This window comes from Streptomyces sp. NPDC014991, from assembly GCF_043080665.1.
Classification (GTDB): domain Bacteria; phylum Actinomycetota; class Actinomycetes; order Streptomycetales; family Streptomycetaceae; genus Streptomyces.
Map to the genome: position 1 here is coordinate 43,886 of NZ_JBIBVY010000010.1, position 20,560 is coordinate 64,445.

At 70.0% G+C, this 20,560-nt stretch carries 21 protein-coding genes; 7 read left to right on the forward strand and 14 right to left on the reverse strand.

Features of this window, described 5'->3' with window-relative positions:
• Positions 1 to 18: 18 nt before the first annotated feature.
• The gene (locus ACF1BE_RS17515; protein ID WP_392199912.1) at positions 19 to 957 is read right to left on the reverse strand and encodes a diiron oxygenase; all 939 of its coding nucleotides are present in this window, start codon (positions 955 to 957) and stop codon (positions 19 to 21) included.
• A gap of 182 nt (positions 958 to 1,139) precedes the next feature.
• Between ACF1BE_RS17515 and ACF1BE_RS17520 the strand changes: the two genes are divergently transcribed.
• Positions 1,140 to 1,943, forward strand: a complete 804-nt coding sequence (locus ACF1BE_RS17520) for a hypothetical protein (RefSeq protein ID WP_392200050.1) — start codon at positions 1,140 to 1,142, stop codon at positions 1,941 to 1,943.
• Here the strand turns inward: ACF1BE_RS17520 and ACF1BE_RS17525 are convergent.
• The 7 genes from ACF1BE_RS17525 to ACF1BE_RS17555 form a co-directional block, all read right to left on the reverse strand.
• Positions 1,927 to 2,439 carry a DUF3291 domain-containing protein gene (locus tag ACF1BE_RS17525; RefSeq protein ID WP_392199913.1) on the reverse strand — a complete coding sequence of 171 codons (513 nt, stop codon included), beginning with the start codon at positions 2,437 to 2,439 and terminating at the stop codon, positions 1,927 to 1,929. The genes ACF1BE_RS17520 and ACF1BE_RS17525 overlap by 17 nt on opposite strands.
• Positions 2,440 to 2,483: 44 nt before the next feature.
• Entirely contained in the window at positions 2,484 to 3,941 is a 1,458-nt protein-coding gene (locus ACF1BE_RS17530) for a penicillin-binding transpeptidase domain-containing protein (protein WP_392200051.1), read from the reverse strand.
• Between the two features lie 35 nt (positions 3,942 to 3,976).
• Positions 3,977 to 5,338: an FtsW/RodA/SpoVE family cell cycle protein gene (locus ACF1BE_RS17535; RefSeq protein WP_392199914.1), complete on the reverse strand. Its 1,362-nt coding sequence runs from the start codon at positions 5,336 to 5,338 to the stop codon at positions 3,977 to 3,979.
• Positions 5,339 to 5,390: 52 nt separating this feature from the next.
• Positions 5,391 to 5,801 carry an SH3 domain-containing protein gene (locus ACF1BE_RS17540; protein WP_392199915.1) on the reverse strand — a complete coding sequence of 137 codons (411 nt, stop codon included), beginning with the start codon at positions 5,799 to 5,801 and terminating at the stop codon, positions 5,391 to 5,393.
• A gap of 188 nt (positions 5,802 to 5,989) precedes the next feature.
• The gene (locus ACF1BE_RS17545; protein ID WP_392199916.1) at positions 5,990 to 7,234 is read right to left on the reverse strand and encodes an ATP-binding protein; all 1,245 of its coding nucleotides are present in this window, start codon (positions 7,232 to 7,234) and stop codon (positions 5,990 to 5,992) included.
• Entirely contained in the window at positions 7,231 to 7,980 is a 750-nt protein-coding gene (locus tag ACF1BE_RS17550) for a hypothetical protein (RefSeq protein WP_392199917.1), read from the reverse strand. The genes ACF1BE_RS17545 and ACF1BE_RS17550 overlap by 4 nt, the downstream gene beginning before the upstream one ends.
• 213 nt (positions 7,981 to 8,193) lie before the next feature.
• Positions 8,194 to 8,700 (reverse strand): protein phosphatase, encoded by a 507-nt coding sequence (locus tag ACF1BE_RS17555; protein ID WP_392199918.1) that lies wholly within the window; start codon positions 8,698 to 8,700, stop codon positions 8,194 to 8,196.
• A 99-nt stretch (positions 8,701 to 8,799) separates the two neighbouring features.
• On the opposite strand from ACF1BE_RS17555, the gene ACF1BE_RS17560 reads away from it, so the two are divergent.
• The gene (locus ACF1BE_RS17560) at positions 8,800 to 9,603 is read left to right on the forward strand and encodes a nuclease-related domain-containing protein (protein WP_392199919.1); all 804 of its coding nucleotides are present in this window, start codon (positions 8,800 to 8,802) and stop codon (positions 9,601 to 9,603) included.
• Between the two features lie 23 nt (positions 9,604 to 9,626).
• Here ACF1BE_RS17560 and ligD read toward each other — a convergent pair whose 3' ends face one another.
• Positions 9,627 to 10,514 carry a non-homologous end-joining DNA ligase gene (gene ligD / locus ACF1BE_RS17565; protein WP_392199920.1) on the reverse strand — a complete coding sequence of 296 codons (888 nt, stop codon included), beginning with the start codon at positions 10,512 to 10,514 and terminating at the stop codon, positions 9,627 to 9,629.
• Between the two features lie 53 nt (positions 10,515 to 10,567).
• Here ligD and ACF1BE_RS17570 point away from each other — a divergent pair, with 53 nt between their 5' ends.
• Positions 10,568 to 11,620 carry a Ku protein gene (locus ACF1BE_RS17570; RefSeq protein ID WP_392199921.1) on the forward strand — a complete coding sequence of 351 codons (1,053 nt, stop codon included), beginning with the start codon at positions 10,568 to 10,570 and terminating at the stop codon, positions 11,618 to 11,620.
• Between the two features lie 658 nt (positions 11,621 to 12,278).
• Here the strand turns inward: ACF1BE_RS17570 and ACF1BE_RS17575 are convergent.
• The 5 genes from ACF1BE_RS17575 to queC form a co-directional block, all read right to left on the reverse strand.
• The gene (locus ACF1BE_RS17575) at positions 12,279 to 12,794 is read right to left on the reverse strand and encodes a VUT family protein (protein ID WP_392199922.1); all 516 of its coding nucleotides are present in this window, start codon (positions 12,792 to 12,794) and stop codon (positions 12,279 to 12,281) included.
• Between the two features lie 401 nt (positions 12,795 to 13,195).
• Complete coding sequence (locus ACF1BE_RS17580) at positions 13,196 to 13,969, reverse strand: GTP cyclohydrolase I FolE2 (RefSeq protein WP_392199923.1); 774 nt, start codon at positions 13,967 to 13,969, stop codon at positions 13,196 to 13,198.
• Positions 13,970 to 13,973: 4 nt separating this feature from the next.
• Entirely contained in the window at positions 13,974 to 14,330 is a 357-nt protein-coding gene (gene queD / locus ACF1BE_RS17585) for a 6-carboxytetrahydropterin synthase QueD (protein ID WP_190013225.1), read from the reverse strand.
• Positions 14,330 to 14,965, reverse strand: a complete 636-nt coding sequence (queE, locus tag ACF1BE_RS17590; RefSeq protein WP_392199924.1) for a 7-carboxy-7-deazaguanine synthase — start codon at positions 14,963 to 14,965, stop codon at positions 14,330 to 14,332. Before queE ends, queD begins: the two co-directional genes overlap by 1 nt.
• Before the next feature lie 2 nt (positions 14,966 to 14,967).
• The gene (gene queC / locus ACF1BE_RS17595) at positions 14,968 to 15,663 is read right to left on the reverse strand and encodes a 7-cyano-7-deazaguanine synthase QueC (RefSeq protein WP_392199925.1); all 696 of its coding nucleotides are present in this window, start codon (positions 15,661 to 15,663) and stop codon (positions 14,968 to 14,970) included.
• A gap of 177 nt (positions 15,664 to 15,840) precedes the next feature.
• Here queC and ACF1BE_RS17600 point away from each other — a divergent pair, with 177 nt between their 5' ends.
• The 4 genes from ACF1BE_RS17600 to dbpB (ACF1BE_RS17615) are packed head-to-tail and all read left to right on the forward strand — an operon-like array spanning position 15,841 to position 20,181.
• The gene (locus ACF1BE_RS17600) at positions 15,841 to 16,683 is read left to right on the forward strand and encodes a hypothetical protein (RefSeq protein WP_392199926.1); all 843 of its coding nucleotides are present in this window, start codon (positions 15,841 to 15,843) and stop codon (positions 16,681 to 16,683) included.
• The gene (dbpB, locus tag ACF1BE_RS17605) at positions 16,680 to 17,813 is read left to right on the forward strand and encodes a DGQHR domain-containing protein DpdB (RefSeq protein ID WP_190013229.1); all 1,134 of its coding nucleotides are present in this window, start codon (positions 16,680 to 16,682) and stop codon (positions 17,811 to 17,813) included. The genes ACF1BE_RS17600 and dbpB (ACF1BE_RS17605) overlap by 4 nt, the downstream gene beginning before the upstream one ends.
• Positions 17,810 to 19,030 carry a tRNA-guanine transglycosylase DpdA gene (gene dpdA / locus ACF1BE_RS17610; RefSeq protein WP_392199927.1) on the forward strand — a complete coding sequence of 407 codons (1,221 nt, stop codon included), beginning with the start codon at positions 17,810 to 17,812 and terminating at the stop codon, positions 19,028 to 19,030. The genes dbpB (ACF1BE_RS17605) and dpdA overlap by 4 nt, the downstream gene beginning before the upstream one ends.
• A gap of 47 nt (positions 19,031 to 19,077) precedes the next feature.
• Positions 19,078 to 20,181 carry a DGQHR domain-containing protein DpdB gene (gene dbpB, locus ACF1BE_RS17615; RefSeq protein WP_392199928.1) on the forward strand — a complete coding sequence of 368 codons (1,104 nt, stop codon included), beginning with the start codon at positions 19,078 to 19,080 and terminating at the stop codon, positions 20,179 to 20,181.
• Positions 20,182 to 20,560: the final 379 nt, after the last annotated feature.

The following is a 20,560-nucleotide window of genomic DNA, read 5'->3' on the forward strand; positions in this document are numbered from 1 at the left end:
GCCGTGCGGACGAGGGCGTCAGGCCAGCAGCCCCGACGACCGCCACAGCCGCCGGCCGACGCCCCGCAGCACCCCGATGTCGTCCAGGAAGTCGGTCAGCCGCTTCGCGCCCGTCTGCATGACCTCCCGCCGGTGCCCGCTCGCCTTCACCTGCGCCATGGCCTCCCGCTTGTCGAGGCCGACGTTGGTGTACACCTCCGGGTTCACGAACGCCACCGAGAACACCCGGGCGAACTCCCCGGAGGTGACCCGGGTGAACTCCTGCGACCACTTCGGCGCGGTCACCATCTGGCGCCGCAGCTCCTCACGGGCGTACCGCACGTGCCGTGCCTCCTCCACCACGTGGATCCGCGTGACGCCCCGGACCAGCGGCTGGACCCGCTCGTCGGGGAACGTCAGGCGCTGCATCCAGTCCAGGACCTCCTCGCCGAGCAGCGTGGCGGTGAAGGAGCCGGGAGTCGTGGAGACCGTCTTGAACAGGCGGCCGAGGTTCTGGTGGGCCCGGCTCACCGGGTACCACGGTGTGCCGCCGTGCGTGATCAGCCGGGCGAACATCTTCGAGTGCCGGCACTCGTCCTCGATCTCGGTGAGCGCGTAGCGCACGTGCGCGCTCGTCGCCGCCTTGTCGTAGACGTGCCGGACCAGCAGCTGCATCAGGATCAGCTCGAACCAGATGCCGAGCGAGGCCAGCGCCGCCGCCTCGTGCCGGGAGAGCAGGAGCCGCTGCTCCTCGCCCATCCGCTGCCACATCGGGGTGCCGTACAACGACACCAGCTCGGGGGGCCAGAACCACTTGCCCTCCTCGAGGGGCGCGTCCCAGTCCAGTTCCTTGTCCGGGTCGAAGGAGTGCTTGGCGGAAGAGACGAGCAGGCGTTCGGCCACCTGTTCCCGGTCCTTCAGCAGGCCGAGCGCGTCGCGCAGCCCGTCCAGTGCGTCCTCTTCCGTCAGGGTCGTCATGGCTCCCTCTCCTCGTTACCCGGGGGTAGTGGTCTCGCCCCTTATGAGACTGCGTGTCAGCAAGCTCGTCAATCCCCCGTGCACGACTTGTCCGGCCGGGGTGCGCCGGTGACCGCCTGATCCCGCGGCGCGGACGCGGCGCCGGTGCGCTCACCCGGATGCAGTAGCGTGCTGGCGTGTCCATGCCTCCGCAGTCGCAGTACCCGTACGGCCAGCAGCCCCCTCCGGCCCCGGGCCCGTACGGCTCGCCGTACCCGCAGCAGCAGCCGTACCCGGCGCAGCAGCCCTACCCGCAGCAGCCCTACCCGCCCCAGCCGTACCCCGGCTGGGGCGGTGCGCCGCCCATGGGGCCGCCCCCGAAGAAGCGCCGGGTGGGTCTGGTGCTCGGGATCGTGGGCGGTGTCGTCACGCTGGGCGTCGTGGGGCTCGTCCTGCTCGGGGTGGTGGCCGAGAGCGGCTTCCCCGAGGCGAAGAACAAACTCACGCTGCCCCACACGCTGCTGGACGGCACGTACGTCTTCGCCCAGGACTACTCCGGCACCGAGGGCAAGAAGGTCGAGCGGGAGGCCGACGGTGCCTGGGACGCCAAGGACATCCACGCCGTCACCGCCCGCTACAGCCCGGACGGCGACGACACCAAGGGTTCGCTGTTGGTGTCCGGGATGTACGGCCGGTTCAAGAACGAGGCCTCGGTCCGGCGGAAGATGCTCAAGGGCGCCACCGAGGCCGACGGCGTCACGGTCGGGGAGCCCGCGAGGGACGTCACCCCGTCCGGCGCGGAAACGCCCGTCAGCTGCGAGGTGCTGATCCAGAAGAACGCCCTCGTGACGCTCACCTACCCGGTCTGCGCCTGGGCGGACGGCAACACGGCGGCCATCGTCGGAGCGGTGGGCATGAAGAAGAAGGACCCCGCCGACATCGACCTGGACGCCGCCGCCCGCGACGCCCTCAGAATCCGCGCCGAGATGCTCAAGCCGGTCGGCTGACGGCCACCGCCTCCCCGGCCGCCACCGCCTCCCCGGCCGCCTGCGGCGGGAAGGCCGTCCGCAGCGAGAAGGCGTACGGCGTCGGGCCGTGCGCCCGCAGGTGCAGCAGCCGGTCCTCCGCCTCGGCGACCGCCGGGCGGTGGCCGGCCGGCACCCACCACAGCGTCGTCATCGCCTCCTCGGGCCGCTCGAACCACTCCCGCCGCCGGGCGAGCAACTCCCGGTGCCGGCCCTGGTACATGAACGCCGTCAACGCGTCCGTGTCCCGCCACACCGACATGTTGACGATCAGCCACTCGTCGCCGAGGACGGGGACGCCGGTGGCGTTCCCGTCCTCGCCCTGGAGCCGCCACACGAAGCCGTCCGCCGTGTCCGCCACCGCGTTCACGGGGTCGAGGGCGTCCACGAAGTCCTTCAACTCGGGAGAGTCCAGCGGGTACTTGAGGCGGGCGATGTTGACCTGGGCGAGTTCGTACGCGATCACTGATTCCGTCATGGGCGCACGGTAGGTCGGCCCCCGCGCCACCGGTACCCCCCGTCTCAGCCTCCGAGAACCGCCCGCATCACCTCCTTCGCGATCGGCGCCGCGTCCCCGCCCCCGCTGATCTCGCCCCGGTCCGCCGAGGCGTCCTCCACCACCACCGCCACCGCCACCTGCGGTTCCGGCGCGTCCTCGGCCTGCGCCCAGGAGACGAACCAGGCGTACGGCACCCCCGTGTTGCCCACCCCGTGCTGGGCGGTGCCGGTCTTGCCGCCGACGATCGCGCCGGGAATGGCCGCCCGGCTGCCGGTGCCCTCCTCGACCACGCCGGCCATCAGCTCCCTCAGCCGGGCCGCCGTGGACGGCCGCATCACCTGCCGCCCCGGACGGGCCGCGCTGCCGGTGACCGTCTCGCCCCCGTGCCGGGTGGTGCGCTCCACCAGGTACGGCGGACGCAGCCGGCCGCCGTCGGCGACCGCCGCCGCGACCATCGCCATCTGGAGGGGCGTGGCCCGCGTGTTGTACTGCCCGATCGAGGACAGCGCCAGCTGCGCCCGGTCCACCCGGCTGTCGAAGGTGCTGGGCGCCACGGAGAACGGGATGCGCAGATCGGGGTCGTTGAACCCGAACGCCTGCGCCGTGGCCGCCATGTCCCGCACGCCCACGTCCACGCCCAGCTTGGCGAACACCGTGTTGCAGGACCACTCGAAGGCGTCCCGCACCGAGGTGTCCAGGCAGCCCTCGCCCTCGTTGGTCAGCCGGGTCGTGGTGCCGGGCAGCCGGTAGGGGTCGGGGGAGTCGGTGGGCGCGTCCAGGTCCGTGACGACGCCCGCGTCCAGCGCCGCCGCCGCGGTGACCACCTTGAACGTCGACCCCGGCGGATAGGTCTGCCGTACCGCCCGGTTGAGCATCGGCTTCTCCGGGTCACTGTTGAGCCGGGACCACGCCGACGCCACCGCCTCGTTGTTGCCGGACAACTCGGCGGGGTCGTACGACGGGCTGGTCACCAGTGCCAGGACGCGGCCGGTGGCCGGGTCCAGCGCGGCCACCGCGCCCTTGCGGCCGGCCAGTCCCCGGTACGCGGCCTCCTGGGCCCGGCGGTCCAGGGTCGTCACGACGTCCCCGCCACGCTTCGGCGCGCGCGTCACGTCGTTCCACAGCGGCAGCGGCGACAGCATCGGATCGGTGCCGGCGAGCACCCCGTCCTCGGCGTGCTCCAGGAACGTGGTGCCGTACGTCTGCGAGGCGAAGCCGGTGACCGGCGCGTACAACGGGCCGTCCACGTAGCCGCGCTCGAACCGCAGCTGCTCGCCGGTGTCCACGGAGCCGGTGACCGGCTCGCCGCCCACCAGGATGTTGCCGCGCGGCTGCTGGTAACGGGCGATCGTCGCGCGGCGGTTGGCCGGACTGCCCGTGTACTGCCCGGACTGCACGACCTGCACGCGGGTCGCGTTGACCAGCAGGGCGGCCAGCAGCAGGGCGCAGAACGCGCAGGCGTGCCGGATGTACTTCGCCATCGGGCGCCCGTTCTCGGGCAGCCCCCCGTACTCGGTCACGGCGCCTCCCGGCCGTCGTACTGACTGCGCGCCGAGTCGCTCACCCGGATCAGCAGCGCCACGATCGCCCAGTTGGTGACCACCGAGGAGCCGCCCTGGGCGAGGAAGGGCATCGCCATCCCGGTCAGCGGGATCAGCCCGGTGACCCCGCCCGCGATCACGAACACCTGCAGCGCCACGATCGAGGCCAGCCCGACCGCGAGGAGCCGGCCGAAGGGCTCGCGCAGCGCCAGGGCCGCCCGGTAGCCGCGCTCCACCAGCAGGGCGTACAGCAGCACGATCGCCGCGAGACCCGCGAGGCCCAGCTCCTCACCGGCGGTCGCCAGGATGAAGTCCGACTTGGTGGCGAAGCCGATCAGGACGGAGTGCCCGAGCCCCAGCCCGGTGCCGAGGACCCCGCCGGCGGCGAAGGCGAACAGGGACTGGGCGAGCTGGTTGGGCCCCTGCCCGGCCTCGATCGTGGCGAACGGGTGCAGCCAGTCCTCGATCCGCCCGTTGACATGCGGCTCCAGCCGCCCCACGGCGACGGCGCCGACCACCGCCAGCAGCAGCCCGACCGCGATCCAGCCGCTCCGCCCGGTGGCCACGTACAGCAGGACCACGAACAGCCCGAAGAACAGCAGCGAGGTCCCGAGGTCCCGCTCCAGCACCAGCACCCCCACGCTCACCACCCAGATCGTCACGATCGGCCCGAGCACCCGGCCGGTCGGGAACTGCATCCGCCACAGCCGGCGGCCGGTGAACGCGAGCGCGCTGCGGTTGGCGGCCAGGTAGGCGGCGAAGAACACCGCCAGCAGCACCTTCGCGAACTCGCCCGGCTGGATGGAGAACCCGGCGACCCGGATCCAGATCCGGGCGCCGTTGACCGCGGGGAACAGGATCGGCAGCGCCAGCAGGACCAGGGCGGCCACCACGCACACGTACGCGTACCGCTGGAGCATCCGGTGGTCGCGCAGCACCAGGACGACACCGATGAACAGCCCGATCCCGAACGTGGACCACACCAGCTGGGTGGGGGCCGCCCGGTCGCCGGGCGTCTCCAGGTCCAGCCGGTAGATCAGCACCAGCCCGAGCCCGTTGAGCAGCACCCCGATGGGCAGCGGCAGCGGATCGGCGTACGGCGCCCGGATCCGCACCGCGAGATGCGCGAACAGGGCGAGCACGCCGAGCCCGGCGCCGTAGCCGACGGCACCCGGGGGGACGGAGCCGGTGCGCGCCAGCCCCACCGCGCAGTAGCCGTACACGGACAGCAGGACGGCCAGCACGATCAGGGCGAGTTCGATGCCCCGGCGCCGGGGGAGTCGGGGGGCGCGTACGAGAGCGGGGGCCGCCGCCACGGTGGTTCCGGCCTTCGTCATGCCCGGAACCTACCGAAACGGGACGACTTGTGGGTGCTGTCCGGCGGCCGCGTCAGCACCAGCGTCGCGCGGGGCCGACGTTCCGGATGCAGGCGGCCGGGCCCCAGGCCCAGGTGCCTGCGGCCGGGCCCCAGGCGCAGGTGCCGTCCGTGAGCAGGTACCAGAGCGGGTTGCCGCGCACGGGCTCGCCGCCCGTCTTGCGGAAGACCGACACGGTCTCCCCCTCCCGCACGAGCCGCACCCGCCTGCTGCCCCGGTCCGGCCAGTCGCGCGGCCACAGGCCGCCCCGGGCGGTGACGGCACCCTGACAGGGCCCGGGGTCGTCGTCGCGCAGTGCGGACCCCGGACCGGCAGGCCCCCGGCCGTCATCGGCCACCGCCGGCGCGACCGCGGCGCCGTCGGCCGGCGCCCCGCCGGCGACGGCCACGGCGAGACACCGGGTGAGGGAGCGGCGCAGACGCATGGGGGTTACCTCCGGGAAAAAGGCGGAACCTGACCAATCGCCACATTAGAAGGCCTCCCGGAGGGCCGCCCTCTTTTGCTGGGCCCAACGGGACGGCGCACGGGCCGACGCCCCGGACACGGCGGGGCAATACCGCGCGAGCGACCCGCCCACGCCCCGCGCCTCACCAGGCACCGGCGCCCCGAGCGCTACCCGCCGCCGGGCAACGTCAGCGTGGCGACCGCGCCCCCGTCCACCGCGTTGGCGAACGAGAGCCGCGCCCCCAGCACCTCCGCCTGCCCCGAGGCGATGGTCAGCCCGAGCCCGTGGCCCCTGGCCCCGCCCTCCGTACGGAACCGCTGCGGGCCGTGCGCCACCAGGTACTCCGGGAAGCCGCCGCCGTGATCCCGCACCACCACCACGGGCCCGTCCACCGTCAGGACCACCGGAGGCCGGCCGTGCCGGTGCGCGTTGGACACCAGGTTCCCCAGCACCCGCTCCAGCCGCCGCCGGTCCGTCTCCACCCGCGCGTCCCGCAGGACCCGCACCTCCGTCTCCGTACCCGACGCCCGCACCACCCGCCCGGCCAGAGCGCCCAGCTCCTCCGTGTCGGCCTCCAGCCGCTCCCGCCCGGTGTCCAGCCGGGAGATCTCCAGCAGGTCCTCGGTGAGCGTGCGCAGCGCCGCCACCCGGTCCCGCACCAGCTCCGTCGGCCGGCCCGGCGGCAGCAGCTCCGCCGCCGCGTGCAGCCCGGTGAGCGGGGTGCGCAACTCGTGCGCCACGTCCGCGGTGAACCGCTGCTCGCTCAGCAGCTTGCCCTGCAACGACGAGGCCATGGAGTCCAGGGCCGCGGCCACCGCGGCCACCTCGTCCTGCGGGCGGGTCGGATCCTTCGTCCGCGGGTCCTCCACCCGGGCGTCCAGGTCGCCCGCGCTGATCCGCCGGGCCACCCGCGCGGTGTCGTGCAGCCGCCTGGTCACCCGGGTCACCGCGAACGCGCCGACCAGCACGGTCGCCCCGATGGCGAGCCCCGACGACCACAGGATCGACTGGTCGAGGGCGGCGATGGTGCGGGACTGCTGCGAGTAGTCGACCTCCACGGCCAACGCCCGGCGCCCGGCCACCGGCCCCGCCGCCCACATGGTCGGGCGCCCCCGGTACGTCGAGACCATCGTGCCGCGCTCCCCGGTCACCGCCAGCGTCCGCAGCGGCGCGGGCAGCCCCGCGGGATCCACCGCGGCGCCCGGCAGCAGGGTGTCCCCCGCCTCGTACGCCCGGGTGGCGTCGGTCAGCCGCGACAGCGCCAGGTCACGGGCCTGCCCGACGGTCTGGTCGGTCACCGAGACGTGGACCAGCACACCGAGCAGCGCGGCCAGCGCACAGCACATCCCCGTGATGAACGCGGCGGCCTTGGCGGCGAGCGTCCCGGCCCAGTGGGGCAGCGCGAGCCTCATCGCCGGCTCGTGGAAGGGGACACAGACGGGGACGAGGGGGAGGCGGACGCGGACGGCGTCCTGCCGTGCCGGCCGTCACCGACGTGCAGGTACTCGTCGCGGGAGAACACCATCGAGCGCTGGCCCGGGTCCCACACCCAGGTGGTGCGGTACTCGTAGCCCGAGATGTCGGCCGGCGAGCGTTCGATCAGCGCCCGGCCGGCCAGCTCCACCCCGGTGATCGCGTCGTTGTCGGCCAGCACCTGCACCAGCCCGTGCTTCTCGACGGTGTAGACCCGCACCCCCGTCTGGTTCGTCGGATACAACCGGAAGCCCAGCGTCAGGTCCGGCCGGCCGTCCCCGGTGAGGTCCCGGTAGTACGGCTCCAGCAGCGGACAGCGGGAGCGGTCACCCCCCGGACGGCACTCCTGCATCCGGTCCACGGTGGCGTGGTAGGCGCCCTTCGGCCCGTAGTCGTCCGGATGCGCTTCCAGCTCCGCCTCGACGACGTCCACCGGATCCACCTTCCGGATGTCGTCCCCGGGCACGGCCACGCCCTTCACCCTCTCCCTGACCGCCACGTCGTACGGGAAGGCGGGGCTGGCCGCCGGACGCAGCCCGGGCCAGAGCTTCACGGGTCCGACGGCAGCCGGGGTCGACCCGGCGCCCCGCAGCCCGCCGGTGTCCCCGCAGGCCGCCGCCGTCGCCGTGAGCAGGGCGACGGCGGTCACCGCGAGGGCGGTGCGCGCGGGACGGCGGGCTGGCACGGTGCTCCTGGGCGTCGGGTCCGATCCCCGTCCACCTTAATTCGTGGGTGTGCGGGGACATGTGCCCAGCCTGTGCCGACCGCCCGTTCCGCGCACGGCACGGGGCGCCGGGGGAGGGGCGCACGGCGCGTCGGCGGAGCGGTGCGGGGATGGGCGGGGCGGTACCGCCGGGGGTGCAGTGCGGGGGTGCTCGGGGCGGTACCGCCGGGGGCGCTACTCGGCCAGCTCCTCCAGCAGCCGCACGGTCGCCAGGCCCACCCGCAGGTACGCCACGAACAGCTCGTTGTGGAGCGCCCACGCCGAGCGCCGGGCCCGGATCAGCCGGATCGCCTCGTCGGCCCGCTCACCCCGCCGTACCAGGGCGTGCCCGACGACCAGCCCCGACCGGTTGTACCCGTGACAGCAGCGCACCAGCACCCGGCGGCCGGCGTCCAGCGCCTCGTCCGCCGCCCGCGCCAGCCGCATCACCCCGGCGAGCTGCGTCCCGTCCAGCGGCCCGTCCGGAATCGGCCACACATGGTGCTCCACGCCCGGATCGGGCCCGTACCCCGGCAGCCGCAGCAGGGTCTGCACCACGTCGAACTCGTCGCGTACGACGGCGGACTCCAGGCGTCCGGAACGGCCCCGGAACTCGTGCCCGCCCATCCACAGGCCGGGCACGATCTCGTTCCACGGGCTCTCCGGAGCCGGTACGTCGGGCTGCTCTCCGCGGGACCGCACCGGCGCCTCCCCAACTCCCCTCGCGGGGCCGTCCTCCACGGTAACCGCTCTTGCCCCGGGAGCACCCCGCCTGTTCCCATGGTCGAGGGGTGATGGCACATGAGCGGACTGCGCGTGGTGCCGGCCGGCCGGCACGGCAGGGAACGGCTTTACGTCTGCCGCGCGGACGGAAGCAACGTCGCCTGGTACGACCGTGAGACAGGCCGGGTCAACCTGCTCCGCGAGGACAGCGGGGACGCCGTGCTGCACGCCCTGCGCCCCTTCCTCACCGGCCCGGTCACCGTGGGCCCGCCCCCGGTCCCGACCCCCGCGGAACTCGCCCGGCTGACCCTGCACCCGGACGACGACCTGGCCCCCAACCGCCCCGGAGAGGCCCTGCTCGTCGCCCTCGACCGCGACCCCGGCCCCGCCCACCGGCTGCGCCCCGACCCCCGCCGGCGCGCCCTGGCCGCCGAGCAGAGCGCCGGCGAGGCACTGGACGGGCTGGAGGACGCCGGCTGGCGCACCCTGCACTCCGTCCCGCTGCCCGGCGGCGGCCGCATCCACCACCTGGTGATCGGCCCCGGCGGCCTGTTCGCCGTCCACGCCCTGTACGCCCGCAGGACACGCGTCCTGGTCGACGACCCCATGGTCACCCTCGGCCGCCACACGGCCGAGCCGCTGCTGCGCCGCCTGCGCGCCGACGCCGACCGCGCCTCGTACGCCCTGACCGCCGAGGTCCGCCCGGTGCTGGTCCTCACCGCCCCGGCCGACGTGACCGTGACCGCGGAGACACGCCGGGTACGCATCCTGCGCGACACCGAGCTGGCGGACCTGGCCCGGCTGGGCGGAGTCCTCAAACCGGCGGACGTGGAGGCCCTGCACGGGACGGCCCGGGACCGGAACACCTGGGGAAGGGTGTAGCCGGACCGCCCGCTCCAGCCCGGTCAGGGCAGGGGCGCGGCCCTCGCCGGGTCCGTCAGCGGGGCCATGAGGTCACCGAGGTCCTGGAGCCGCGCGGCGATGTCCCCGGCCCGGAACTCCAGCTGTCCGGGGCTGTCGCAGCCGGCGACCTCCTCCCAGGTCACCGGCGCGGACACCAGCGGGGCCCGGCGGGCGCGCACGGTGTACGGGGTGGCCGTGGTCTTGCGGGCCGCGTTCTGGCTCCAGTCGACGAACACCTTCCCCGGCCGCAGGCTCTTGTTCATCCGGTGCACCACCAGCCCGGGCATCACCCGCTCCGCCTCCACCGCCAGCGCCTTCGCGTACTCGGACGTCCGCTCGGAGGAACTCCCGCGCACCGCCGCCAGCAGGTGCAGCCCCTTCGACCCGGCCGTCTTCGGGTACGCCTCGATCCCGTCGGCGGCGAGCCGCTCACGCAGCCACAGAGCGACCTCGCAGCAGTGCACGACGTGCGCGGGCGCACCGGGATCCAGGTCGAAGACCAGCCGGTCGGCCTCGTCGGGCGTCTGCACCAGCCACTGATGGGTGTGGAACTCGGTGACCAGGTTCGCCGCCCAGACCAGGCTGGGCAGGTCCTGCACCACCACCATCCGGGCCGGACTGTCCGCCGACGAGCGCGGCACCTTCGCGGTCGTGACCCACTCGGGCGTACCCGGCGGCACGTTCTTGGCGAAGAACAGCTGTCCGTCGGGGCCGTCCGGATAGCGCAGGAAGGACACCGCCCGGTCCCGCAGATGCGGCAGCAGGGCCCCGGCGGTGGTCGCGTAGTAGTGCAGCAGCTCCCCTTTGGTGAAGCCGGTCTCCGGATACAGCACCTTCTCCAGGTTGCTCAGCGCGACCCGGCGCCCCTCCACCTCTGTGATAGGCGTCATAAGATGACAATCCCAGACGAACCGGGAAAAACGGGAAAGGCAGGGTGCGGTACGTGCGATCGATCTGGAACGGCGCCATCTCCTTCGGTCTCGTCACCATCCCGATCAAACTGGTGAACGCCACGGAGAACCACGCCATCTCCTTCCGCCAGATCCACACCGAGGACAGCGGCCGCATCCGCTACCGCAAGGTCTGCGAACTGGAGGACCGCGAGGTCGGCCAGGACGAGATCGGCAAGGCCTACGAGGACGCCGACGGCTCGATCATCCCGATCACCGACGAGGACCTCTCCCACCTGCCCATCCCGACCGCCCGCACCATCGAGATCGTGGCCTTCGTGCCGGCCGACCGGATCGACCCCCTCCAGATGGGCGCGGCGTACTACCTCGCCGCCGGTGGAACGCCCGCCGCCAAGCCGTACACCCTCCTGCGCGAGGCCCTCAAACGCAGCGACAAGGTCGCCATTGCCAAGTACGCGCTGCGCGGCCGGGAACGCCTCGGCATGCTTCGGGTCGTAGGGGACGCCATCGTCATGCACGGCCTGCTGTGGCCCGACGAGGTACGGACCCCCGAGGGCATCGCCCCCGACACCGACGTGACCATCCGCGACAAGGAACTCGACCTCGCGGACGCCCTCATGGACACCCTCGGCGAGGTCGACCTGAAGGACCTGCACGACGAGTACCGCGAGGCGCTGGAGGAGGTCATCGCGGCCAAGGCCGCCGGCGAGGTCCCGCCCGAGACCCCGGCCCCCGCCGCCGACGGCAAGGTGCTCGACCTGATGGCCGCGCTGGAGAACAGCGTCCGGGCGGCACGCGAGTCCCGCGGGACCCCCACCGGCGAGGCCGAGGTCAGACCACTGCGGGGACGGGCCGCGCCCAAGGAGACCGGGGGCAAGAAGACGACGAAGGCCACCCCAGGCAAGACGGCCACGGCACGGAAGTCGACGTCCAGGGCGGACGAGGGCACCAAGAAGACGGCGGCGCCCGCGAAGAGCACGGCGAAGAAGACGACGGCGACCTCGAAGAAGACGACGGCGACGGCGAAGGACACGGCGAAGAAGCCCGCCCCGAAGAAGACACCGTCCCGGAAGCGGTCCGCCTGACCGGGCCCTCCGGGCGCCTGCGGGGTGTGCCACCGGCGCCGGAGCGGACCGCGGCCCTCCGCGCGAACCGCTGGGTCGGCCACCGCCACGAGCCGGCTCCGTCCCCCGCGGACGGCGGCAGGTCGGCCCCGCTGCCGAACCGGCGGACGGCCTCGACCGGCGGGACCGGGTGGGGACCACCCCCGAAATCCCGGACAGGTCGTCCCGGATCGAGGCCGGGAAGGCAGGGCCGGCAGACAGCTCATCGCGGCGGCGAGGCGGGCACTGGCCGACTGGCCCCGAGGGACTGTGACGCGGGCACCGGGCGGACCACCGTCCGAGGAACAGTGGGGGCAGACACCCGCACACGCGGGCGAGGCGCCTGGGGGCGACGTGTTCTTCGCCGGGACTGGGGGTCCGCAGACGTCCGCGGTTTCCCACCGTTGTTCGTCGGCGCAAGCAGACGCCAGAAGGCACGCTTGCGAGGCCACCAGACTGGGATCCAGCAGCGCGAGGATTCCGCGGGTGGCCAGGGTGCGGTAGCTCGCCTCCGATCAGGAGCCCTGAGGCGTTCACCTGCGGGCGGCCGCTTGAGCGACAGGGCCTGTCGTGTGGAGGGCTTGAGCGAAGGCTATTGCGGTGAGGTTTCGTGCCATACGTGGATGGCAGGCTGAGACCTTCAGGCGATAACGCGGTCACGGCGGCGCAGTAGCCCCAGGACTATGACGGCCGCGAGAGTCATCCACGTTTTGCCGAGGATTTGTCCAGGCAGGTAATTGCTGGAGCCGAAGGCAAGGTGGAGGAACAGGAGACTGTCGGCGAGAAGTCCGACGGTGTTCGAGGCGAGTATCGCGACGAGTAGTCCTCGCTTGCGCAGGGGTTCGTAGACGACGAAGTCCATGGTTTCAGCGACGGCGAAGGCGACCGCTGAGGCAGTGGCGAGGCTGGGGTCGGCGAGGAGGTAGGAGAGGACGGTGCCGATGGCTATGGCGGCGAGGATGGCGCCACGGCCGGTCGCCTCGCGTGCAAGGTCGCGCAGGACGAGCGCCAGGCCGACGAGGTAGACGCCGGCAGGTGCGACGTAACCGAGGCCGACGGGTACCGCGCCGAAGTGGGTGACAGCCATGTTGGCGGCCGGGATGGTGGCGATGTAGGCGATGAGTGTGGCGATACCGGCAGGAGCGGGGGCCTTCACGATCTACTTTCTGTCTAGGCGGTGGGATGCTGCGCTCGGCTCCAGCGGCGGACGGGCGGTGGGGCGAACGTGCAGACAGTACAGCGCACGGCACTGACATCGTTAAGGCGTCGGTCCGTGCTGCAGTGCTGGGGTAAGTGCCTGGTTCCGAGGTGCGTAAGGAACGCGTGGATCAGGCGGCGATGTCGCGCTGAGGGACTCGGGTGGGTCTGTCGACGGCTGGCGCGCCAGACAGCGTCGCGGGTGCCGGCCCACTTTACGGGGCGCGGGGCGCGTGCATAGCCGCCAGCGGACGCCTCCCGCGGAGTCGGGCGGAACCATGCGCCTCGCCGCGGCAGGCACGGCGTGAGGAAGGGGATGGCACCCCCCTTCCGGCCTGTGGCGCCGGCGAGGACGTGGGTTCAGCCGGTGTAGGTCAGGCTGGCGATGGCGTCGTGGCTGTGAATACTTTCCAGGTTCTTCGCCCGGATCGCATGATTCAGACCCTTTTCGCGACATACGAGGCTTATGCCGCGAATGATGTCTTCCACGAAGACGGGATGGTCGTAGGCCTGCATGGTGACGACGCGCTCGTCGGGCCGCTTGATGAGGGGGAAGACAGGGGCGGAGCCGACGTTGCGCAGCAGGTCGACGATTTCGTGGATCGCCAGGGGGTAGGGCGCGTCGGTGGTCCCGGTGACCGTGAGGGTGATCTCGCTGCGCTGGTTGTGGGCGCCGTAGTCGGAGATGGCCTTGGAGCACGGGCACAGGCTGGTGACGTCGGTGGTCACCGTGGTGGCGACGGTGCAGGTGTCGGCGGTGATGCGGCCGGTAATGGTGACGTCGTGCGTTTGCCACGACTGTCGCTTACTGGCGGGTGCGGTCACGGTCGTGGCGATGGGCAGGGACAGCGTCAGTGCCAGGGTGGGGGCTTCGAGCAGCTCGAGCCCTCGTTTGAGGGCGATGGGCAACTCCTGCGGGGCGAGGGTGGCCACTTCCTCGTGCACCAGGGCGATCATGCGGCTCATGTGGGTGCCGCGCCGGTCCGCCTGAAGGCCGACGGTGACGCTGATGTCGGCGATGCCGTTCTGGCGCGTGTGGCCGTCATCGAACGTGACGGGGTAGCGCAGGCCGCTGATTCCTACTTCGTCGATGGCGATGCCGCGGTGGTCGGCCTCGTTTTGGATGTCGTGCATGCTGCTACTCGCCTCGGTAGGTGCAACCGGAGGTGCAGGTCTCGCGCACGGTGATCGCTGACAGGGCGGGGAGTTCGGCGATCATCCGGTCCCAGATCCAGCGGGCCAGGTTCTCGCTGGTAGGGTTTTCCAAGCCTTCGATGTCGTTCAGGTAGTAATGGTCTAGCTGTGCGTCGATGGGCTGGAATGCGCGCTTGACGTCGCCGAAGTCCATTACCCAGCCTGCTTCCGCATCCACTGGCGCTTCGACGTGCACGGTGATCTTGTAGGAGTGGCCATGGAGGCGGGCGCACTTGTGTCCTTCGGGGACACGTGGCAGGCGGTGGGCTGCTTCGAAGGTGAACTCGCGAAAGATTTCCATTACCGAATTCCCAGATACTTGTGCGTCTGGAGGGAAAGTGTCCAGCGCGGGTTCTTCATGCAGTACTCGACGGCGGCGCGAGTGTGGGTCTCGCGATGAGCGCCGTCCAGGGGTTGCAGTCTGAAGTGGCGGAAGTTGAGGTCTTCGAACTGGGCGGGGTCGCCGCCGGCCTGGGGATAGACCAGTTTGAGTTCGTCGCCGTGAGTGAGGACCAGTGTGGAGCCGATCTTGGGGCTCACGCACAGCCAGTCGATACCCCGGGGTGCCGGGCGGGTGCCGTTGGTTTCTACTGCGACTTCGAAGCCGCGGTCGTGGAGGGCGTTGATGGCCTTCTCGTCCAACTGCAGCAGGGGTTCTCCTCCGGTACACACCACGAACCGGTGTGCGCGATCGGCAGTGGGCCAGGCAGCCTCCACGGCGGCGGCCAGGTCGTCGGCGGTGGTGAAGCGGCCGCCGCCTTCGCCGTCAGTGCCGACAAAATCGGTGTCGCAGAACTGGCAGATGGCGCGGGCGCGGTCACGTTCCCGGCCGGTCCACAGGTTGCAGCGAGAGAAGCGGCAGAAAACTGCAGGGCGTCCTGCGTGACTGCCTTCCCCTTGAAGGGTGTAGAAGATTTCCTTGATCAGGTACGTCATGCTCAGGCGCTCTGGTACTGGACCGGGTCCTTCACGCCGGCCTCGGCGAAGCCTTTCAGGCGCAGCAGGCACGTCTCGCACTTGCCGCAGGCCTGTCCCTGTTCGTCGGGGTCGTAGCAGGAGGAGGTCAGGGAGTAGTCCACGCCCAGGCGCAGGCCCTCGCGGACGATGTCGGCCTTGGACAGTGCGATCAGAGGGGAGTGCAGTGTGATCTTGGAGGTGCCCTCGACGCCGGCTCGGGTGGCCAGGTTGGCCATCGTGGCGAAGGCCTCCATGTACTCGGGGCGGCAGTCGGGGTAGCCGCTGTAGTCCACGGCCGTGACCCCGGTGAAGATGTCGCTGGCGCCGACGGTCTCGGCGAAGGCCAGTGCGAACGACAGGAAGATCGTGTTGCGGGCCGGCACGTACGTGATCGGTACCCCGGACTGGGGCGTGTCCTGGAGCGACTCGTGCTTGGGCACCTCAATGTCGGCGGTCAGGGCAGAGCCGCCGAAGACCCGCAGATCGATGTCGGCGATGACGTGCCGGGCCACCCCCTGGGCCTGGGCGACGCGCTGGGCTGCCTCCAGTTCGATGGAGTGGCGCTGACCGTAGCGGAAGCTGAGCGCGTAGGGAGTGAATCCCTGGTCCTTGGCGATGGCCAGCACCGTGGTCGAGTCCAGGCCGCCACTCAGCAACACGATCGCGGGACGATCCATGCTGTCACTCCCTTGTCTGATGTCCAGTTGCCTCAGTTGAGGCAGGCGAAGCCTACCCCGGTAACTACCGGCTACAGTAATCACGACAACAGACGAGTTAGAGAAGCCAGAGGTCGATCCGCAGTGAACGAGTTGCCCATCGTGGTCACGTGCACGGACCGGAAGGCTTCACCACCCGTGACCGCCCTGCGGGCCCGCGATCTGCCCGCTGCGGATCTGCCCGAGAGGGCCGCGGAGTGGGAACGCCGCCTTCGAACCGCCTCCGAGGGGCGGGTGGAGTTGGCGCATCTCTACCAAGGAGACCAGTGGCGGCGTGCTCAAGCCCTGGCTGCCGTTGCTGCCCATGCCGGGTTCGCGCCCCGCTTGTATGTGGCCTCGGCCGGACTGGGTCTGCGATCAGTCTCCAGTCTCGCCCCCTCCTACGCGGCCACTTTCATGTCTCGACACGCAGATTCCGTGGCTTCCTCCACGTCCCAGGCGGCCGACTGGTGGGATCGTCTGCAGCGCATGGACGAAAGTCACAACTTGTCCAAGATTGCGGCTTCTTCCGGGCGAATTCTTGTGGTGCTGTCCGAGACGTACGCCCAAGCCATGCACCGCGAGCTGCTCGCCCTGGCGGCCAGCGGAGCGGACACGGTGCTCATCGGAGGCGCCTGCGACCTGGACGGCGTGCTGCGCATTCCAGCCAACGCCGCCCTGCGTAACGCCCTGGGCGGCACCCTCACCAGCCTCAACGCCCGCATGGCGGCAGCCTGGCTGCAGCACTGCACTCCCGGCCGCCTCATTACCCCTGCAGCCACAGAACGTTGGACGACCTGGGTCGACCAGGCGGCCCGCCCGGAACGCTATGCACGCACCCCGATGTCGGACGCTGCAGTGATCGACTTCATCAAGGACATGAAAAGCCACTACCCAGACGCGTCCCGTACGCGCCTGCTACGCCTACTGAGAGACAAGGGGATGGCCTGCGAACAGAAGCGCTTCGCAGGCCTGTACTCGTCAACGATTGGCCAACGATGACCTCCACTGTGCTTAAGCGTCGGGCTCTGCGGATCGATCAGCACCCCACGATCCCGCTGTATGTGTTCACCTTGGCGGCGGAAGAGGTCCACCAGGTCGCCGACGTTGCCCGCATCTCCCGAGACGAAGCGGGCAAACTGATCGGCTACCAACGCCCCGAGAAAAAGCAGCACGTGAAGCAGATTCTCGAGTACCTCGACGGCGAGGAGGTCCTGTTTCCCAACGGGCTGATCATGGCGCTGCCCTCCAGTGTGCGGTTCAAGTCCAGCCCGGGCCCGGGCAGCAGCGACGGCCTGTGCACCTCGGGCACGCTGGAGATCACCCTGCCCGATGCCCCCGACGCTCCCCGGCCCGCCTGGATCGTCGACGGTCAGCAGCGCAGCCTCGCCCTGGCTCGCACCCGCAACACCCGCCTGGCTGTGACCATCGCCGGCTTCGTTGCCGAAGACCTGGAAACCCAGCGCGACCAGTTCTTGCGCGTGAACACGGTGTCCCCGCTGCCCACCAATCTCGTGACCGAACTCCTCCCGGAAGTCGGCACCCTGCTGCCGACCAAACTCTCCGCCCGCAAACTCCCGGCCGTGCTGGTCGAGGCCCTCAACCACGACAAGGACTCACCCTTTCGAGGCCTGGTGCGCCGCCCGTCCACAACGGCCGAGCAGAAGACGGACGCCGTCGTCACGGACAACAGCCTCACCACGGCCATCCAGGAGTCCCTCAACTCCCCGTCAGGCGCCTTCTTTCCCTACAAAAATCTGTCCAATGGCACGGTCGACACGGCCACCATCCGCCAGATCCTCGTCGTCTACTGGACCGCGGTGCGCGACACCTTCCCCGACGCGTGGGGGCTGCCGGCGACCAAGAGTCGGCTCATGCACGGCGTCGGCATCCGCTCCATGGGACGCTTGATGGATCGCGTCATGATGGCCATCGACCCCGCCTCACCCCATGCCGTGGAGTTGGCGCGGGACGAACTCGCCTTGATCGCGCCGCACTGCCGCTGGACCCAGGGACGCTGGCCCGACCTGAACACCCCCTGGAACGAACTCCAGAACAACCCCCGCCACATCAGCACCCTGTCGAACTACCTCCTCCGTATCTATGTGCAGGAAAAGGCAAAGGCCGCGTGAAATTCTATTTCCCTGACAGCCAGGACCTGGTGAGCCCCACGTACGACTTCATCAACGATGAGTACTCGCCCTACCGAGTCCGTCAGCGTGATGACGTCTACGCCCACCAGGCCGTGACACCGATCCCCTACGACGGGATCCTTGTCAGCAAGGCGGTTGTCGACGGATCCATGAAGGGTGCAGGTAAATACTCTGCACCCCAGCGCGAGCGCTTCTACCGCCTGGGCGTGAGGAACTTCTTCCGTCTTCCCGACGAATGCTCCACCATCGGAGACTGCGGCGCCTTCAACTATATCGACGAAGAGCGCCCACCCTACGAAGTCGATGAAGTCCTTGACTTCTACGGTCGATGCGGATTCGACGCCGGCATCAGCATCGACCACATCATCTTCGGCTACATCCCTCAAGAATCCGACACGGAACCAGAAGCGGCGTGGGTGGAACGCCAGCAGATCTCCCTGGAACTCGCTGAGAACTTTCTCGCCGCGACCAAAAAGCACGGCGCCCGCTTCGAACCCGTCGGCGCCGCCCAGGGGTGGGGACCCGACAGTTACGCCCACTCCGTCGCGCAACTGCAGAAAATGGGATATCGGCGTATCGCCCTCGGCGGCATGGTCCCCCTCAAGTCCCACGAGATCCTGGCCTGCTTGCGAGCCATCGACGAAGTGCGCAAGCATGACACCGAACTACACCTTCTCGGCATTAACCGTGTCGACAGCATGGAGCAGTTCGCCCGCCACGGCGTGACCAGCTTCGACAGCACCTCCGCCTTCCGCCAGGCCTTCATGGATGACCGCAACAACTACCACACCGCCACCGGCGCTTACACGGCCATCAGGGTCCCCCAAGTCGACGGCAATCCCGCACTCAAACGCCTCATCCTTTCCGGAAGCGTCTCCCAGGCCCAGGCCATCAGCGCAGAACGGGCCTGCCTGCGCGCGCTGCGGGAATTCGACTGCGGGGAAAACTCCCTTGAGGGCGTGCTGACCGCGCTTCAGACGTACGAGTCCCTGGTGCTGGGACCGAAAAAGAAAAGCTATCTCGAATTCTATGAGCGCACGCTGAGCGACGCTCCATGGCGCGCCTGCCTCTGCGCTCTGTGCAAGAAACACGGCATTGAGATTGCTATATTCCGCGGGAGTGAACGCAACAAGCGTCGCGGATTCCATAATCTGACCGTACTCGAGGCGAAAATGCGATCGCTCACCTTCGGGTAACATGCGGCCCTAATCCTTTTAACGTTTTGAACCAGTCAGGAGATGCGATGGCTGACCGCTACGAACTCAGGCTCCCTGCACTCGAGGTGCGCCAAGGAGACCGAAAAATCTACTGCTTCGCTGTCGACGGTAAGAAGATCCACAGTTTTGCTGCCGTCTCCCGCGTCCGCCGCGACGACGACAGCGCCCTCCAGGGCTACCAGCGCCCCGAGGTCCTCAGTCACATCCGCGGCATCCGCCGCTACCTCGAGTCCGACAAGGCCATGCTCCCCAATGCCCTGGTCCTGGCCTTCGACGGTTCCGTCCGTTTCGAGAGCGGAGCACGACGCAAGGACAGCGTCGACTACTCCGTCCCCGGCGAGTTGGTCATCCCCGTCGATGAGTCCCTGCCCGACGAGGACAAGCCCGCCTTGATCGTCGACGGCCAGCAGCGCAGCGCTGCGATCCGCGACGCCAACCTTGCCGAATTCCCCGTCGCCGCCGTTGGCTTTATCGCCGACGACCAGCAAGACCAGCGCTCGCAGTTCATTCTGGTCAATTCCACTAAGCCGCTGCCCAAGGGCCTCATCCACGAGCTCCTGCCCGAGACCAGCGGTCATCTCCCGCCTACCTACGCGCGCAAGCGCCTGCCGGCCCAGTTGATGACCCGCCTCAACACCGACGGCCAGGGCCCCTTCTACGGCCGCATCGCCAGCCCCACCTCACCCGACGGCAACATCAAAGACACTGCCGTTCTCCGCATGCTGGAGCACAGCCTCTTCGAGGGCGCCCTCTACCAGTACCGCAACCCCGAAGACGGCTCCGGTGACGTCGACCGCATGCTGCTGCATCTGCGCTCCTTCTGGGCCATTGTCAAGGAGACGTTCAGCGACGCTTGGAAACTCCCGCCACGCCAGTCCCGCCTCACTCACGGTGCTGGCATCCAGGCCATGGGTTTCGTCATGGATAGCCTCACCGACGGCATGTCTGCCGAAGAGGTCGACTGCGACGCGGTGCGCAAGGCGGTCCTGTCTCTTATGCCGGTCACCGCCTGGACCTCGGGCATGTGGCGCTTTCCCGACGGCGAACAGCGCCGCTGGAATGGCCTGCAGAACACCCCCAACGACATCCGCCTGCTCACCGATCTACTGAGCCGCACCGTACGGGGCTGACCCAACGGTTGTGTGCACCACATCTACGAGGTAACGCACCACCGACACCGATGCGGGCCGCTTCGGTGCACTGCCGCGTGCGCATGCTGGTTCACGATGTTTGTGACAGCATGCGAGGTGTCCCCTCGGGGAGGGCGTCTTCCGTCGTGCTCCCCATCCACCGTCAATGGGCGCGGGTCTTCTCGGCCGGGCCGTAGGCACGAGGGCAGCGACGACATGCCGGCGCCACGCGGCGTTCAAGCGGGCAAGGGGATGCATGGGTATGGATACAGCGCCCCAACCGCCCGTCAGATTGTGGGGGACCAGTCGGGTAGCCCCCTTCACCTGTACGGTGCGCACCGGAGGGCGGGCAGCTTCGTGCCGCGCCCGATGGGCGCGG

What these genes read in the sequence shown, in the direction of transcription:
- ACF1BE_RS17560 (WP_392199919.1), top strand. Translation starts at nt 8,800, where the DNA reads ATGAGCGGACTGCGCGTGGTGCCGGCCGGCCGGCACGGCAGGGAACGG.
- queC (WP_392199925.1), bottom strand. Translation starts at nt 15,663, where the DNA reads ATGGATCGTCCCGCGATCGTGTTGCTGAGTGGCGGCCTGGACTCGACC.
- dbpB (WP_392199928.1), top strand. Translation starts at nt 19,078, where the DNA reads ATGGCTGACCGCTACGAACTCAGGCTCCCTGCACTCGAGGTGCGCCAA.
- ACF1BE_RS17540 (WP_392199915.1), bottom strand. Translation starts at nt 5,801, where the DNA reads ATGCGTCTGCGCCGCTCCCTCACCCGGTGTCTCGCCGTGGCCGTCGCC.
- ACF1BE_RS17580 (WP_392199923.1), bottom strand. Translation starts at nt 13,969, where the DNA reads ATGCACGACATCCAAAACGAGGCCGACCACCGCGGCATCGCCATCGAC.
- queD (WP_190013225.1), bottom strand. Translation starts at nt 14,330, where the DNA reads ATGGAAATCTTTCGCGAGTTCACCTTCGAAGCAGCCCACCGCCTGCCA.
- ligD (WP_392199920.1), bottom strand. Translation starts at nt 10,514, where the DNA reads ATGACGCCTATCACAGAGGTGGAGGGGCGCCGGGTCGCGCTGAGCAAC.
- dbpB (WP_190013229.1), top strand. Translation starts at nt 16,680, where the DNA reads ATGACCTCCACTGTGCTTAAGCGTCGGGCTCTGCGGATCGATCAGCAC.
- ACF1BE_RS17530 (WP_392200051.1), bottom strand. Translation starts at nt 3,941, where the DNA reads ATGGCGAAGTACATCCGGCACGCCTGCGCGTTCTGCGCCCTGCTGCTG.
- ACF1BE_RS17520 (WP_392200050.1), top strand. Translation starts at nt 1,140, where the DNA reads ATGCCTCCGCAGTCGCAGTACCCGTACGGCCAGCAGCCCCCTCCGGCC.
- ACF1BE_RS17515 (WP_392199912.1), bottom strand. Translation starts at nt 957, where the DNA reads ATGACGACCCTGACGGAAGAGGACGCACTGGACGGGCTGCGCGACGCG.
- queE (WP_392199924.1), bottom strand. Translation starts at nt 14,965, where the DNA reads ATGACGTACCTGATCAAGGAAATCTTCTACACCCTTCAAGGGGAAGGC.
- ACF1BE_RS17545 (WP_392199916.1), bottom strand. Translation starts at nt 7,234, where the DNA reads ATGAGGCTCGCGCTGCCCCACTGGGCCGGGACGCTCGCCGCCAAGGCC.
- ACF1BE_RS17535 (WP_392199914.1), bottom strand. Translation starts at nt 5,338, where the DNA reads ATGACGAAGGCCGGAACCACCGTGGCGGCGGCCCCCGCTCTCGTACGC.
- ACF1BE_RS17525 (WP_392199913.1), bottom strand. Translation starts at nt 2,439, where the DNA reads ATGACGGAATCAGTGATCGCGTACGAACTCGCCCAGGTCAACATCGCC.